Raw genomic sequence first — 13,894 nt, 5'->3', positions numbered from 1 at the left:
GACGCCGACCAGGGGCAGGCGGCCGTCCAGCGCGGCTGCGGTGCCGTGGCCTGTGCCGAGTCGCCGCCGTGGGTGGGGAATTCGTGTCATCCCTCTTTCGAGTGCCGTGCCGTGTCCAAGGGGGGCGTGTACACGTGGAGCGGGCCGCATGTCGCCGCCGTTGTGGGGCGTTTCCGCAGCGCTCGGCGCGGTTGACGTGCGCGTCTGCCGCCTGCGATGTTCTGGCCCGGTCACGAAGGGGTGAGGCAGGTGGAGTTCAATCACGAGGGCCCGCATCCGGCGGACTTGCTGGCCCGTCACATGCGACGTCTCCGCATGGCGCGCAAGCTGTCTTTGCGCGATCTGGCCGGTGAACTGACCTACCAGTACGGCTATCTCGGTCGGGTCGAACGGGGCGAGCAGGCGCCATCGGCCGCCCTCGCTGCGGCGCTCGACCGTTTCTTCGAGACATCGGACCTATTTGCCGATCTGCTGGAGATGGCGCAGGACCTGTCCATTCCGGACTACGGGCAGGGCGTCCTCCGCAACGAACCGAAGTCCGAGCGCATCCAGGTCTTCACATCAAGCCTGGTGCCGGGGCTGCTTCAGACGGAGGAGTACGCGCGTGAGTTGTTCCGTGCCTCCATGCCGTGGGAGTCGGACGAGCAGGTCGAGGAGCGCGTCGCCACCCGCATGCGCCGCAAGCGCATCTTCGAACGCGCGGAACCGCCCTTCTTCTGGGCGATCATGGACGAGGCGGGTCTCAAGCGGCCGATAGGGGACGCCCGGTGCATGCGTGATCAGATCTCCTCGCTTCTCGAAGCTTGCCGACCGCAGCACATGATGGTGCAGGTGCTGCCCTTCAGCCAGGGGGTACACCCCATGATGGGCGGCAGCATGAGCCTGCTGACCCTGCGGAACGGCTCCTCGCTGGCCTACACCGAGGGGTTCGCCGCCGGGCAGGCGGCGGAGTCGCCTCGGCAGATCTTTGAGCTGACCCAGTTGTTCGACGTGGCGCGTTCGAAGGCGCTGCCGGAGCGCGAATCGCTCGACCTTATCCGTGAGTACCTGAGAGAATACGAAGATGCAGCAGATGCGTGACATGCGTGCGGTCGCCGCTTGGCGGAAGAGCTCCTACAGCAACGGGCAAGGTGCCGAGTGTGTGGAGGTGGCGGACGGCCTGCCTATGGTGCCGGTGCGGGACTCCAAGTGCGCGGAGGGCGCGGTGCTGGCGTTCGGCCCGGTGGCGTGGTCCGGTTTCGTGACCGCGATCAAGCACGGCGGCCCCACCACCTGAGCCCGGACGTCCACGCGGCCACGCGCCCGATCACGTTCAATAAGCGGGTACCGACAGGGAGATGGCGGCCTGGCTCGCATCGAAAGCCTGCGTGTCAAGAACTACCGCGCGCTGCGGGATCTGCGGCTGTCCGACATCACGCCGTTGACCGTGGTCATCGGCCCCAACGGCAGCGGGAAGTCCACACTTCTCGACGTCTTCGCTTTCCTGTCCGAGTGCTTCGACGACGGGCTGCGACGCGCATGGGACAGGCGTGGGCGAGGGAGAGAGCTCCGTTCCCGTGGCGCTGAGGGGGCCGTGGAGTTCGAGATCACGTACCGGGAGCCCGGTCTCACCCCCATCACTTACCAGCTGGCGATCGACGACGGACGGCGCGGGCCCGAGGTCGTCTCCGAATCGCTGCGCTGGTGCCGGGAGCGGGTGCATGGGCGACCGTGTACGTTCCTCGACTTCAAGCGCGGCAAGGGGACGGTGATCGCCGGTGACATTCCCGAGGAAAGCGGCACAAAGGGCGGTGAAGAGCTGGACTCGCCGGATCTTCTGGCGGTGAGCACGCTCGGTCAACTGGCCGCGCACCCGCGCGTCCGTGCGCTCCGCCGGTACATCACCGACTGATATCTCCCCAGCGGCACCTTCCGCGACAGCCGGGGCATTCCGGAGGCCGGCCCTCAGGAGAGGCTGTCGAAGTCTGGTGACAATCTCCCCAATGTCATGCAATTCCTGGTGGAACAGGGCGGGGCGCGGCTCGATCAGCTTCTGGGAACCCTCGCCCTGCGGGTACCGCAACTGGAGAGGGTGGCAACGAGGCCGCTGGACGACGGCCGCTTGCTCCTCCAGCTCAAGGATGCTCCGTTCGACGATCCGGTCCAGTCCCGCTGGGCATCGGACGGCACGCTCACCATGCTTTCCTACCTGGTCGTCCTCCACGCTGCCGAGCTGCCCTCCCTGGTCGGCATCGGGGAGCCGGAAAAGCACCTGTACCCGGCACTCCTGCCCGAGCTGGCGGAGAAGTGCCGGGCGGCGACCGAGCGTAGTCAGGTGATTGTTTCGACCCACGCCCCCTTTTTCGTGAACGGCATTCGGGCCGACGAGCTACGTATCCTGCATCGCGAGCGCGACGGCTACACGCGCGCCTTCCGCGTGTCCGACAGCGAGCGGGTCCGCGCGATGCTCCAGTCCGGGGCCGCACTGGGTGACTTGTGGATGGAAGGCCATTTCGATGTCGGTGATCCGCTCAGTCGGAGAAGCCGGTGAGCGGCCGTACGATGGGCTTCCCCTTGAAGGCCGAGGGGCGAGGCGTCGTCGACGGGCTCGGGCTCGGTGGTTGAGGGCCCCGCGGTCCTGCCGTCTGAGCCCGAACGTCCACGCGCCCGTCACCTGAACGGTGACGGGCGCGCGGTTGGGGGCCGTCAGCGGCCGACCGTCACCTCTTCGTCGTTCCTCAGCTGCGTCATCAGCTGCTCGTACTGGGCCTCGTCCCACAGCACGGCCGAGCCGGCCGGGGTCTGGTAACCCGGGTCGGCCACCGGCATGTTCATGCGCTCCGCGCCGCGCATGGCCCAGAACATCGCGCGCAGGTCCCACAGGCTCATGTCCTCGTCCACGATCAGCGCGTCCAGGCTCGCGTTCATCGTCGGGACCAGCCGGAACGGGTTCAGCAGCGTCGAGGGGGACGCCGCCTGGTCGGCGAGGGTGCCCAGGAACTCCTGCTGGTTCTGCGTGCGCCCGAGGTCGCCCTCGGCCTCCTGGTAGCGCTGGCGGTTGAAGGCGAGCGACTCGGCGCCGTTCAGCCGCTGGCAGCCGGCCTCGAAGTCGGCGCCCGAGTTCCGGTCCTGGACCGGCTCGTCGAAGCACATCTCGACGCCGCCGAGCGCGTCCACCACGCTCGCGAACCCGCCGAAGCCGATCTCCGCGTAGTGGTCGATCCGCAGGCCGGTGTTGTACTCGACGGTGCGGACGAGGAGTTCGGCGCCCTCGATCGAGTAGGCCGCGTTCAGCTTCTGCTGCTGCGCCGGGATGCGGTCGCCCGAGACCGAGCCGGTGAACTCCGGGATGGTCACCCACGAGTCGCGCGGGAGGCTGACCATCGTGTTCCCGTTCTCACCGACGTGCAGCAGCATGATCGTGTCCGTGCGCTTGCCCTCGGTGCTGCCCGTGCGCAGCTCCTGCTGCTCCTCCTCGGTCAGCCCCTCGCGGCTGTCGGAGCCGACTATCAGGTAGTTCGTGCCCCGGCCCGGCTCGGGCCGGTCCTCGACCGAGGCCAGGTCGACCTCGCGGCGCAGCTGGCCGTCGGCCCAGAAGTACGTGGCGATCGAGGTGACGAGCAGCACCACGACGAGACCGAGCGCCGTCAGCCCGATCCGGCGGCGCAGGCTGCGCCGGGGGCGGCGCGGCGCGGCGCCGTGGCCGCCGTCACCGTAGGGGCCGTACGGGTCGTGCGGGGGCTGCGGTGGCCCCTGGGGCGGCGGCGCCGCGCGCCGCGCGCCCGCGCCCCGGTACACCTGGCCCTCGTTGTACCCGGAGTCGTAGCCGGACCGGCCGCGGCGCGGCGCGCGGGGCTGCGGCTGGGGCTGTCTGGGTACCTGGGGCATCACCCGGGCCCCCTCAGGGCGGGCGCTGCCGCTGCCCCGTCCGTAGCGGTCCCGGTCGCGGGGCTGGTCGTCGTCGGTCCACCCGTCGGGCCAGTCGCTCATAGCAGGCAAGTCTGCCCGGCGCGCGTGATCAACGGGGCCCCGGGGCGGGGAATGTGGCAGACCTGATGCAATACGCGGGCGCGCGCGAGGGGCGCTTACGCTGGCTTTATGGCCGAACTTCCCGAAGCGTCCGGACTCCCGGGCAAGCCCACCGCCGCCTCGCGCACCACGCTCTCGCACATCATGACGCAGAACGACGTGAACCTGCTCGGCACCGTGCACGGCGGCGTGATCATGAAGCTCGTCGACGACGCGGCGGGCGCCGTCGCCGGGCGGCACTCGGGAGGCCCGGCCGTCACCGCGTCGATGGACGAGATGGTCTTCCTCGAACCGGTCAAGGTCGGCGACCTCGTCCATGTGCACGCCCAGGTGAACTGGACCGGCCGCACCTCGATGGAGATCGGCGTCAAGGTGCTCGCGGAGCGGTGGAACGAGTCGACGCCCGCGACCCGGGTCGGCACCGCGTACCTGGTGTTCGCCGCCGTCGACGAGGAGGGCAAGCCGCGCCCGGTGCCGCCCGTCGTGCCGGGCGACGACCGCGACCGCCGCCGGTACCAGGAGGCGGAGATCCGCCGCACCCACCGGCTGGCCAGGCGTCGCGAGATCCTGGAGTCGCGGCAGCGGCCCCTGTGACCGGCGGTCCCGCCGCCCTTCGGGGCCCGGTCAGGCGCGGCCGTGCCGCGCGCGCCACTCGCGCAGGACGTGCGCGGTGTCGAAGGGCGCCAGGTTCAGCGGCGGGCCTTCGAGCGGGTGGCGGATCGCGGCCCGGATCTTCTCGTTGACGTCCTCGATGATCCGCTCCGCCTCGCGCTCGCCGCGCGCCGCGAGCGCGGCGGCCAGCGCGTCCTCGGCCTCCTTGCGCAGGGCGAGGGACGGCGGCAGGTAGGACAGCTGCTCCTCCGCCATCTTGCCCCTGACCCACCACAGGTCGTCGTACGGCTGGTCGAGCGCGGGGAGCGGCTTGCCCGCGCCCGGCAGATCGCGGAACTCGCCGCGCTCCTCGGCCTCGCGGATCTGGCGGTCGACCCAGGTTTCGACGGGCAGCCCCGGCGGCTTGCGTTCGGTCATGGCGTGGACCCCCATCCGGACGGAACGGCGCGAGCGCCGTGGCGCGGGACGGGCACCGTGCGCCGGGCGCGTTCCCGAGGATAACGAGGCGGGCGGGACCGGGGGAGAGCCGCAGGCGTGGCAGGGAACAGGGCGTTCAGAGGCGGGCGATGTTGGCGTGGCGCTGCCGAGGGGCGCGGCGCGCCGGGGCCACGCCGGTCAGCAGGACCAGCCGGGTCGCGCGGTAGCGCTGACCGGCGTACGGCGCGAGCAGTTCGAGCATGCGCGCGTCGTCCGCGCCGTCCTCGCCGCCGAGCGCGTACCCGACGATGCGGGGCAGGTGCAGGTCCCCGACGGTGACGGCGTCGGGCGCTCCGGTGGCGCGTTGCAGCGTCTCGGCCGCCGTCCACGGGCCGATCCCCGGCACGGCCTGCAACCTGGCCAGCGCCTCGGGCAGCGCCATCGCCGCCGCCTCCTCCATGCGGCGCGCGACGCGCACGGCGCGCACGACCGCCGCCGACCGCTTGCCGTCCACGCCCGCCCGGTGCCAGTCCCACGACGGGATGCGGGCGAACGTCCCCGGGTCGGGCATCACGAACATCCCAAGACCTGCGCCCGGTCCCGGCGCGGGCTCGCCGAACCACTTCAGCAGCCGCCGCCACGACCGGTACGCGTCCTCCGTGGTGACGCGTTGCTCCAGAATCGACGGGATCAGCGATTCGAGCACGAGCCCGGTCCTGATCAGGCGCACGCCGCGGTGGCGGCGCAGCGCCTCGGCGACGAGCCGGTGCCTCGGTACGAACGCGTCGGGGTCGTCCTCGGCGCCGAGCAGCGCGGGCAGCCGGTCGAGGAGCCAGTCCGCGCCGGGGCCCCACGCCGTCGCCTCGATGTCCGCGCCCGCCACGAGACGCAGCGTCGCCGGGCCCTGCGGGGTGCGCGTCGCGCGCCACACCGCGCGGTCGCCCTCGGCGCGGAACGCCGGGTCGTACGGCCCGCGCCGCAGCACGAGCAGGCTGCGGCGCAGGTCGTACGGGTCGGGCGGGGTCCACGTGCGGCCGGGCATGACGGGCAGGCTACTCGCCGGTGCGCCCGCCGCCGTCACCCGCCCGGGGCGGCCGGGGCCCGTCGTTCCTCGTCCGGAGCCCGGGGGCGCGGCGCTCAACGGTCACGGGCCCGGCGGTCAACGGCCCTGGGCGCGTGCGGCGGCCTCGCGCACCGCCGGCAGGTCGCCGTACAGCCCGTCGCCCGGGCAGTCGGTGGCCGTACCGTCGCGGTGGCCAGAGACGTTCATCATGCGCAGCGTCGTGCCCGCCGGGTGCGTGCCGCCGCCCGAGGTGCGGTCGCGGGAGCCGAGCGGATCGCCGCCGTACAGGCCGAGCTTCCAGGCCGCGAGCGCGGCCAGGGCCTCGCGCACGGCCGGTCCCGGGGGCGTCGCGTCGTGGCTGCCGAGGACGGCGACGCCCATGCTGTTGTGGTTGAAGCCGAGGGTGTGCGCGCCGCGCACGGGTTCCGCGACGCCGCCGGCCCGGCCCTCGTAGATCGTCCCGCACGCGTCGACGAGGAAGTTGTAGCCGATGTCGCGCCAGCCCTGGCTCTCCACGTGGTACCGGTGGATGCCGCGCAGGACCGCGGGCGTCTCGGCGCACGTGGGCGCGTTGCTGCCGGCCGTGTGGTGCACGAACACGGTCTTCACGCTGTCGGTGTACACGGGGCCGCCCCCGCCCAGGCTCTCGTCCGCGCCCCAGCCGGCCCGGGAGGTGACGGGCGGGCGCGGCGCCGTGTGCCCGTCCGCCGCGGCGGGGCGTTCGCGGTGTTCGGTGGCCGGACCCGGCTCGGTGGCGGGCGGGGTGGCGCCTGAGCCGTCGCCCGGGTCGACCAGTTCGAGCCGCAGCCCGGCGGGCAGCGCGGGCGCGGGGTCGCCCGCGCGCGGCACGACGCGCACGCGGACCGCGTCCGCGAACCCCGTCCACAGCGGCGCGGTGCCGCCGCGGACACCGGCGTCCCCGGCCTCGGCCGAGTCGGCGTCGGGCGCGTGGGCCGGCCGCGGGTCGAGGTCCTGCCACGCCGACCACTCGCCGGTGGCCACGGCCCTGGTCATGACCCGGACGGTGCCGGGCGGCCCGGCCGCCGGGTCCTCCCAGAGCACCCCGAGCAGGGCGAACGGCCGGGTCTCCGTGGCGGGCAGCCCCCGGGACCCGGGCGGTACCTCCTCCGACTGCCCGGTCGCGGCCGGGTCGCCCGCCACGCGGGGCGCGGCGTCGAGCGGCAGGAGCGGGAACGACTGCACACCCCCGGCCGCGGGGCGGGCGCCGCCCCCCGGTTTCGCCGCGTGAACACCCGTGTCGGCGCCCGGAACGCCGGTGTCCGCCGCCGGAACCGGCGTGGCCGCGGGGCTTGCGGCCACCCCGCCGGGCAGGAGCAGGCCGGCGGCGAGCGCCCCGGCGCACACGGGCAGGGCGCGCGGCGCGAGGCGGGAGGCCCGGGCGCGGCCGTGAACCCGAGCACGGTCACGAACGACACGAAACGTGCGAAAGGTGCGCATGCCCTGATCCTGGGCATGGCGGGCGCCACCTGTCCATCGGTGGAGTAGTCGGATCATCGCCCAGGGTGATGAATCGGGGCGTCCCCGGCGGGCGTACGCTGACGCCGATGAACATCCACGACCGCATCCCGGCCGACCTGCTGCGTTCCACGCTCGCCGTGGACGCCGCGCGGCCCCTGCTCACGTTCTACGACGACGCGACCGGCGAACGGGTCGAGTTCTCCGCCGCGACGCTGGCCAACTGGGTGGCGAAGACCGCCAACCTCATCCAGGACGACCTGGCCGCCCAGCGCGGCGACCGGGTCGTCCTGCTGCTGCCGGCGCACTGGCAGACGGCCGTGTGGGTGCTGGCCTGCTCCGCCGCCGGGGTGGTCGCCGACATCGGCGGGGACCCGGCCGCCGCGGACGTCGTGGTCAGCGGCCCGGAACGGCTGCCGGAGGCGCGCGCGTGCGGCGGCGAGCGGGTGGCGCTGGCCCTGCGCCCCCTCGGCGCCCGGTTCCCGCAGCCGCCCGAGGGGTTCACCGACTACGCGGTGGCCGTGCCGGGGCAGCCCGACACGTTCGCCGCCTACGACCCGCCGGGGCCCGGCGACCCGGCGCTGGCCGTCGACGGCGCGGAACTCGCCGGTGATGTCGTGGTCGAACGCGCCCGCGCCGACGCGGCGGAACGCGGCCTCGCGCCCGGCTGCCGGGTGATGTCCCGCATGGACTACGGCAGTTGGCGCGGCCTCTCGGAAGGCTTGCTCGCGCCGCTCGCCGCCGGCGGCTCCGTGGTGCTGTGCCGCAACGCCGACGGGCTCGACGCCGCGGCGCTCGCCGCGCGCCGGGAGAGTGAGCGCGTCACCCACTTCGCCGCCTGACGGTGGCCGGGGGCGGCGGGCGCCCACAGGATCGTCACCATGACGGTGCCGCGACAGATCTCCCGCCACCGGCTCGTCGCCCCACCCGGCCCATCCGGCCGGCGGCGGCCGTGCGCCCCCCGTCGCTGGCCGCGGCGGGTGGCCCTCGCCGCCGCCGTGCTCGTCCTGATCGTCGCCGGGGTCGGCCGGCTCGCGCTTCACGATCCGGACGCCCCCGCCGTCCCGAACGGCCCCGGCGGGCCGGGCGCCCCCGGCGGACCGGGAGCCGAGCCCGCGCGCCTCGCGCCCTCCCTCCCCGACCTCGCGCCCGCCCCTCCCGACCTCGCGCCCGCGCCCGCCACCTTCGCGCCCGCGCCCGCCGCCTTCGCGCCCGCACCCGCGCTTGCCGCCCGCGCTCCCGCGTCGACACACAGCGCACTCGCGCCGACACCCGCCGTTCACGCGCCCTTTCGCGCGCTCCCGTGAGAGCGCGCGCGGGCGCACGCGCCGCACGCCGCGGCAGGCCGTTCGACCCGTGCCGCCGAAGCCGCAGCCGGGTCACGGCCTTTGCTCGAAAAGACCATGCGAGAGTAAAGAGCAAGACGGTAAAAGCCCCAAAAAGGGGAAGTAGCCGGAGGATTAGCCTCCTTGTCGGAGGTGGAATGCGTCACCGGGAGGACGATGGCCGGAACCTGGGGGCTAGTGTGAGCCGTCTGATCCTCTAGTAGGCACACGGAGGGCGCACGGTTACGTGGAAGCTCATGGACGCGGGGGAGCGGGCGACATCGATCCCGCGGATCAGTGGGTGTTCAATCCGGACACCGGCAACTACGAGCTGCGCCTGCCCGGCGCGCGACAGCCGGCGCCGGGTGAGCAGCCCGGGCGGCAGTCGCCCCCGCCCGGCCGCGGGCAGGGTTCGGGCGCGTCCGCGCCCGACGGCCGCCCGGCCGCCGGACGCGGCACGCCGCCGCGCCAGCGCAGCGCGCCGCCGTCCCGCCCGGGCGAGCGCGAGCCTGCCACGGACCGGCCCGTTCCGCCGCAGCGCGACCGCCGCGCCAAGGGCGGCGGTGGCGGCAGGAGCCGCCGCAAGACGAAGAAGCGCGGTCGCGGCCGGAAGGTCCTCGTCTGGGGCGGCGGCTCGCTCGCGCTGCTCCTCGTCGGGCTGGCCGGCACCGCCTGGTACGCCTACAACCGGCTCAACGGCAACATCAACAAGGTCGAGACCGGCATAGACAACGACTACAGCGCGAACGCGCCGATCAACGTCCTGTTCATCGGCACCGACACCCGCGACGGCTCGGGCAACGAGAGCTACGGCGGCGACGCGAGCGAGGGCGCCGACACCACGATCCTCATGCACTTCTCCGAGGACCGCACCCACGCCACCGGGCTCAGCATCCCGCGCGACCTGATCACGGACATCCCGGACTGCGAGGTCCACAACGAGGACGGTTCGACCCGGACCATCCCCGGCACGCAGGGCGCCAGGTTCAACCAGAGCATGGGGACCGACGGCCGCGACCCGACCTGCGTGTGGCGCACGGTCGAGGAGCTGACCGGCGTCGAGATCAACCACTTCATGATGGCCGACTTCAACGCGGTCAAGGACCTGTCCACCGCGGTCGGCGGCGTCGAGGTCTGCCTCACCGAGCCCATCGACGACCCCAAGTCGCACCTCGAACTCCCCGCCGGACGGCACGTGCTGGAGGGCGAGGACGCCCTGGCGTTCGTGCGCACGCGCTCCTCGATCGGCCAGGGCAGCGACCTGAACCGCATCGAGCTGCAACAGCAGTTCATGGCCTCGATGGCCCGTGAGATCACCGAGAGCAACGTGCTCACCAGCCTCGGCAGCTTCTGGGACCTCGCGGACGCCGCGACCAGGGCGCTGACCGTGGACTCCGGCATCGGCAGCATCGAGGACCTCTACGGCCTCGCCTCCGAGGTGCGCAGGGTGCCGATGTCCGACATGAGCTTCATCACGCTGCCGGTGCTCGACAACCCGGACGAGCCCGAGGACGCCAAGGCCACCGTCGTCGTCGACGAGGCCCGCGCCGAGCCGATCTTCCAGATGCTCCAGCAGGACGTCTCCATGACGGCCGAGGAGGAGGAGAGCGGCGAGGAAGGCGGCGAAGGCGGAGGCGGCGAGGACGCCGAGCAGGCGAACGACATGGTGCCTGCCGCCGAGGTGCGCGTCGACGTCTTCAACGGCGGCGACGTGCTGGGCGCCGCCCAGGAGACGCTGGACTGGCTCCAGATCCAGCAGGGCGTGCCGCTCTCCACCAACGGCGGCAACGCGCCCGCCCCCCAGGAGACGACGACCCTGGAGTACGGCCCCGACCAGGCCGGCCAGGCGGCGCGGCTCGCGGAGATGATGGGCCTGCCGGACTCCGCGTTGCAGGAGCAGTCCGCCGACGCGGGCGACGCGCCGATGGTCCTCATCCTCGGCGACGACTTCAGGGGCGCGGGCAATCCGATCGAGGTCCCCGCCGAGCGGCCCGAGGACCTGCGCAGCATCGAGGCGGACAACGAGAACGTCTGTGCCTGAGGGGAACGCCCGGGGGAACGCCCCGCGCGGGCGCGGATGAACGAACAAGACGACCGGGGGGTACCCGTGCGGAGCAGCGGTATACGCGGCGAGGACGACGGCCGCTCCGCGCCCGGGGAGCGCCCCGCCGCGCGCCGGGGCGGCAGACGCAGGAAGGCCGGCGGGCCCGCCCCCGGCACCCCGCCCGGCTCAGCCTCCGCCCCCGGCGCGCCCGCATCAGGGCCCGGGGGTGTTCCGGGTCCGCGTCCCGTTCCGCCCGCCGAGGGCGTTGCCGAACCGAACGGGCCCGCGCACGACGCCGCGGCGCAGGGCACGCCCGGCCAGGCGGACGCCCCCGCGGCGGCCGAGCCGTCCGGCGGCGGAGGTGCGGGGCGCGCGGGCAAGCGGCCCGTTCCCGTGTGGCGCCGGATCCTGGTGTGGACCGCGGGCTCGCTGGCGTTCCTCATCGCCGCGGTCGCCGTCGCCGGCTACCTCTACCTGGAGCACCTCAACGGCAACATCACCAGGAGTGACCGCACCGCGGGCGGCAGCGACCTCAAGCCGCCCGAGCCCAACGCGGACGGCCAGACGCCGTTGAACATCCTGCTCCTCGGCTCCGACTCGCGCGAGGGCGAGGAGAACCAGGAACTCGGCGGCGCCCGCGACCTCGCCGGCGGCCCGATCCGCGCGGACGTGCAGATGCTGCTGCACGCCTCGGCCGACCGCAGCAACATCAGCCTGATCTCGATCCCGCGCGACACCCAGGTGCCCCTGCCCGAGTGCACCGACCCCGAGACCGGCGAGGTGCACCCGGCCGAGGAGTCGGCGTCGATCAACACCGCGCTGTCCAACGGCGGTCCCGGCTGCGTCGTCGACACCTGGCAGGACCTGACCGGCGTCTACATCGACCACTTCATGATGGTCGACTTCGCCGGCGTCGTGGACATGGCGGACGCGGTCGGCGGGGTTCCCGTGTGCGTCGACGCCAACGTGGACGACCCCAAGTCGGGCCTGCGCCTTGAGGCCGGCGAGACCGTCATCGAGGGCGAGCAGGCCCTCCAATGGCTGCGCACCAGGCGGGGGTTCGGCGACGGCAGCGACATCGGGCGCACCAAGGCGCAGCAGCTCTACCTGAGCAACATGGTGTCCGAGTTGCAGTCGAGCGCGTCGCTCACCGACCCGGCCGAGCTGATGCGCCTGGCGGAGGCGGCCACCGACGCGCTCACCGTCGACCACGAACTCGGTTCCGTCCAGGCCCTGTACGACCTCGCGGGCGACCTGCGGCAGGTGCCCAACGACCGCATCAACATGGTGACCCTGCCCTGGATACCCGACCCGGCCGCGCCGAACGTGACGATCGTTCCCGACCCGAGGCGCGCCGAGGCGCTGTTCGCGCTGCTGCGCGACGACATACCGCTGGACGACCAGGACGCGGAGCCCGCGGAGCCCGACGCGAGCGATGAGCCGGGGAGCCCGGCCCCGACGGCGGACCCGCCCGCCGAGGTCGAGGTCGCCGTGCGCAACGGCACCGGCACCGCCTCCTTCGCCCCGGTGCCGGGCCGGGCCGGCGTCATCACCGACGAGCTGCGCCGGCTGGGCTGGACCGCCGCGGCCACCGACGCCACGCCCGCCTCGGCGGAGACCACGGAACTGCTCTACCCGGAGCTCGACGACCAGGCCAACGCCGAGGCCCTGGCCGAGGCGCTCGGCCTGCCGGGCAGCGCGGTCCGCACCGCGTCCGACGTCGACCGCGTCACCCTGGTGATCGGCGCCGACTGGCGGGAGGGCGCGGGCTTCCCCGAGCCGGACCCGGCCGACCCGGCGGGGGAGGCGGAGCCCGAGGAGCCGGCCGTGGAGAGCGAGGACATCCTGTCCGGCCGGAGCAGCGACTGCATGGAGGTCAACCCGCTCTACACGTGGTGACCCGCCACGCGGCGGCCCACCGCGCGGCGGGCCGCGTCACGCGCGGGTCGCGCGTCAGGTGGTGACCGGCTCGCGGCGGCTCGCGGCCACCTTGCGGGCCAGCTTGCGCGGGCTGGTCAGGAAGCCCCAGCCCCACGCCATGTGCATCGTCGCCAGGGCCAGCGGGATGCGCGCCCTGGCCCCCGGCGGCAGGCCGCGGCCCGCGGGCAGCGAGCCCAGGACGATCGCGGCGACGTAGCCGCCCGGCACGACGAACGCCCACGGCGTGAGCACCGCGCCCGCCACCGTGCCCGCCGCGATGGCGAGCACGGCGGCCGGCGGCGCGAGATAGCGCGGGTTGATCGACCCGGCGTGGTAACGGGCCACCACGCGCCGCCAACGCCCGTAGTTCCGGTACTGCTTGCCGAGCGCCCGCATCGAGGGCCTGGGCCGGTAGGACACCAGCAGCTCGGGCGAGAACCAGATCAGCCCGCCGGCCTGCCGGATGCGGTAGTTCAGCTCCCAGTCCTGCGCGCGGATGAACTCCTCGTTGTAGCCGCCCTGTTGCTCCAGGACCTCGCGGCGGAACACCCCCAGGTACACCGTTTCCGCCGCACCGGCCGCGCCGCCGGTGTGGAACGCCGCGTTCCCCACGCCGATCTTCGACGTCATCGCCGCGGCGACGGCGCGCTCCCAGTCGTTCTCGCCCTCGGCGTGCATGATGCCGCCGACGTTGGCCGCGCCGGTCTCTTCGAGCAGCCGCACGGCGGTGGCGATGTAGTTGGGCGAGAGCATGCCGTGCCCGTCGACGCGCACCACGACCGGGTGCCGCGAGGCCGCGATGGCGGCGTTGAGCCCGGCGGGCGTGCGGCCCGTCGGGTTGGGAACGGTCCGCACCCGCGGGTCCTCCGCGACCAGCTCGGCCGCGATCTCGTCCGTCCGGTCCGTGGACGGGCCGAGGGCGATCACCACTTCGATCTCGCCGGGGTAGTCCTGTCGCAGGATGTGCCGTACCGAGTCGCGCAGATGCCGCTCCTCGTTCAGCACCGGCATGATCACGGACACGGCGTC

13 protein-coding genes are annotated in these 13,894 nt (G+C 73.6%); 8 read left to right on the top strand and 5 right to left on the bottom strand.

From position 1 onward, the window contains the following. Positions 1-249 precede the first annotated feature (249 nt). The 4 genes from LC193_RS10860 to LC193_RS10845 all read left to right on the top strand — a co-directional run bounded on the left by LC193_RS10860 (position 250) and on the right by LC193_RS10845 (position 2,530). The gene (locus LC193_RS10860) at positions 250-1,080 is read left to right on the top strand and encodes a helix-turn-helix domain-containing protein (RefSeq protein WP_226073646.1); all 831 of its coding nucleotides are present in this window, start codon (positions 250-252) and stop codon (positions 1,078-1,080) included. Then, positions 1,064-1,276: a DUF397 domain-containing protein gene (locus LC193_RS10855; protein WP_226073644.1), complete on the top strand. Its 213-nt coding sequence runs from the start codon at positions 1,064-1,066 to the stop codon at positions 1,274-1,276. The genes LC193_RS10860 and LC193_RS10855 overlap by 17 nt, the downstream gene beginning before the upstream one ends. 39 nt (positions 1,277-1,315) lie before the next feature. After that, a complete protein-coding gene (locus LC193_RS10850; RefSeq protein WP_318842201.1) occupies positions 1,316-1,891 on the top strand; it encodes an AAA family ATPase in 576 nt (191 codons plus the stop codon). Positions 1,892-1,987: 96 nt separating this feature from the next. Next, positions 1,988-2,530, top strand: a complete 543-nt coding sequence (locus LC193_RS10845; protein ID WP_404819389.1) for an AAA family ATPase — start codon at positions 1,988-1,990, stop codon at positions 2,528-2,530. Positions 2,531-2,685: 155 nt separating this feature from the next. On the opposite strand, the gene LC193_RS10840 is transcribed toward LC193_RS10845, so the two are convergent. Beyond that, positions 2,686-3,969 carry an LCP family protein gene (locus LC193_RS10840; protein ID WP_226073642.1) on the bottom strand — a complete coding sequence of 428 codons (1,284 nt, stop codon included), beginning with the start codon at positions 3,967-3,969 and terminating at the stop codon, positions 2,686-2,688. Positions 3,970-4,077: 108 nt separating this feature from the next. On the opposite strand from LC193_RS10840, the gene LC193_RS10835 reads away from it, so the two are divergent. After that, positions 4,078-4,602 (top strand): acyl-CoA thioesterase, encoded by a 525-nt coding sequence (locus LC193_RS10835; protein ID WP_226073640.1) that lies wholly within the window; start codon positions 4,078-4,080, stop codon positions 4,600-4,602. 30 nt (positions 4,603-4,632) lie between these two features. Here the strand turns inward: LC193_RS10835 and LC193_RS10830 are convergent, their stop codons facing one another. The 3 genes from LC193_RS10830 to LC193_RS10820 all read right to left on the bottom strand — a co-directional run bounded on the left by LC193_RS10830 (position 4,633) and on the right by LC193_RS10820 (position 7,303). Continuing rightward, the gene (locus LC193_RS10830) at positions 4,633-5,037 is read right to left on the bottom strand and encodes a DnaJ family domain-containing protein (protein ID WP_226073638.1); all 405 of its coding nucleotides are present in this window, start codon (positions 5,035-5,037) and stop codon (positions 4,633-4,635) included. 136 nt (positions 5,038-5,173) lie between these two features. Continuing rightward, the gene (locus tag LC193_RS10825; RefSeq protein WP_226073636.1) at positions 5,174-6,079 is read right to left on the bottom strand and encodes a DNA-3-methyladenine glycosylase family protein; all 906 of its coding nucleotides are present in this window, start codon (positions 6,077-6,079) and stop codon (positions 5,174-5,176) included. A gap of 117 nt (positions 6,080-6,196) precedes the next feature. Then, complete coding sequence (locus tag LC193_RS10820; RefSeq protein ID WP_226073635.1) at positions 6,197-7,303, bottom strand: peptidoglycan recognition protein family protein; 1,107 nt, start codon at positions 7,301-7,303, stop codon at positions 6,197-6,199. A 362-nt stretch (positions 7,304-7,665) separates the two neighbouring features. On the opposite strand from LC193_RS10820, the gene LC193_RS10815 reads away from it, so the two are divergent. From LC193_RS10815 to LC193_RS10805, 3 genes are all read left to right on the top strand, one after another. Next, positions 7,666-8,418: a TIGR03089 family protein gene (locus tag LC193_RS10815; protein ID WP_226073634.1), complete on the top strand. Its 753-nt coding sequence runs from the start codon at positions 7,666-7,668 to the stop codon at positions 8,416-8,418. 784 nt (positions 8,419-9,202) lie between these two features. After that, positions 9,203-10,942 (top strand): LCP family protein, encoded by a 1,740-nt coding sequence (locus LC193_RS10810; RefSeq protein ID WP_318842142.1) that lies wholly within the window; start codon positions 9,203-9,205, stop codon positions 10,940-10,942. 396 nt (positions 10,943-11,338) lie between these two features. Next, positions 11,339-12,844 carry an LCP family protein gene (locus LC193_RS10805; RefSeq protein ID WP_226073632.1) on the top strand — a complete coding sequence of 502 codons (1,506 nt, stop codon included), beginning with the start codon at positions 11,339-11,341 and terminating at the stop codon, positions 12,842-12,844. A gap of 54 nt (positions 12,845-12,898) precedes the next feature. Here the strand turns inward: LC193_RS10805 and LC193_RS10800 are convergent, their stop codons facing one another. Next, positions 12,899-13,876 (bottom strand): glycosyltransferase family 2 protein, encoded by a 978-nt coding sequence (locus LC193_RS10800; RefSeq protein ID WP_226078547.1) that lies wholly within the window; start codon positions 13,874-13,876, stop codon positions 12,899-12,901. Positions 13,877-13,894 lie beyond the last annotated feature (18 nt).

It is taken from the genome of Streptomyces marincola, from assembly GCF_020410765.1.
Taxonomy (GTDB): Bacteria; Actinomycetota; Actinomycetes; order Streptomycetales; family Streptomycetaceae; genus Streptomyces; species Streptomyces marincola.
The sequence above is the reverse complement of the archived record's forward strand: the minus strand, read 5'-3'. Positions and strand labels throughout refer to the sequence as shown.

What these genes read in the sequence shown, in the direction of transcription:
- LC193_RS10830 (WP_226073638.1), bottom strand. Translation starts at nt 5,037, where the DNA reads ATGACCGAACGCAAGCCGCCGGGGCTGCCCGTCGAAACCTGGGTCGAC.
- LC193_RS10835 (WP_226073640.1), top strand. Translation starts at nt 4,078, where the DNA reads ATGGCCGAACTTCCCGAAGCGTCCGGACTCCCGGGCAAGCCCACCGCC.
- LC193_RS10800 (WP_226078547.1), bottom strand. Translation starts at nt 13,876, where the DNA reads ATGCCGGTGCTGAACGAGGAGCGGCATCTGCGCGACTCGGTACGGCAC.
- LC193_RS10845 (WP_404819389.1), top strand. Translation starts at nt 1,988, where the DNA reads ATGCAATTCCTGGTGGAACAGGGCGGGGCGCGGCTCGATCAGCTTCTG.
- LC193_RS10855 (WP_226073644.1), top strand. Translation starts at nt 1,064, where the DNA reads ATGCAGCAGATGCGTGACATGCGTGCGGTCGCCGCTTGGCGGAAGAGC.
- LC193_RS10840 (WP_226073642.1), bottom strand. Translation starts at nt 3,969, where the DNA reads ATGAGCGACTGGCCCGACGGGTGGACCGACGACGACCAGCCCCGCGAC.
- LC193_RS10815 (WP_226073634.1), top strand. Translation starts at nt 7,666, where the DNA reads ATGAACATCCACGACCGCATCCCGGCCGACCTGCTGCGTTCCACGCTC.
- LC193_RS10825 (WP_226073636.1), bottom strand. Translation starts at nt 6,079, where the DNA reads ATGCCCGGCCGCACGTGGACCCCGCCCGACCCGTACGACCTGCGCCGC.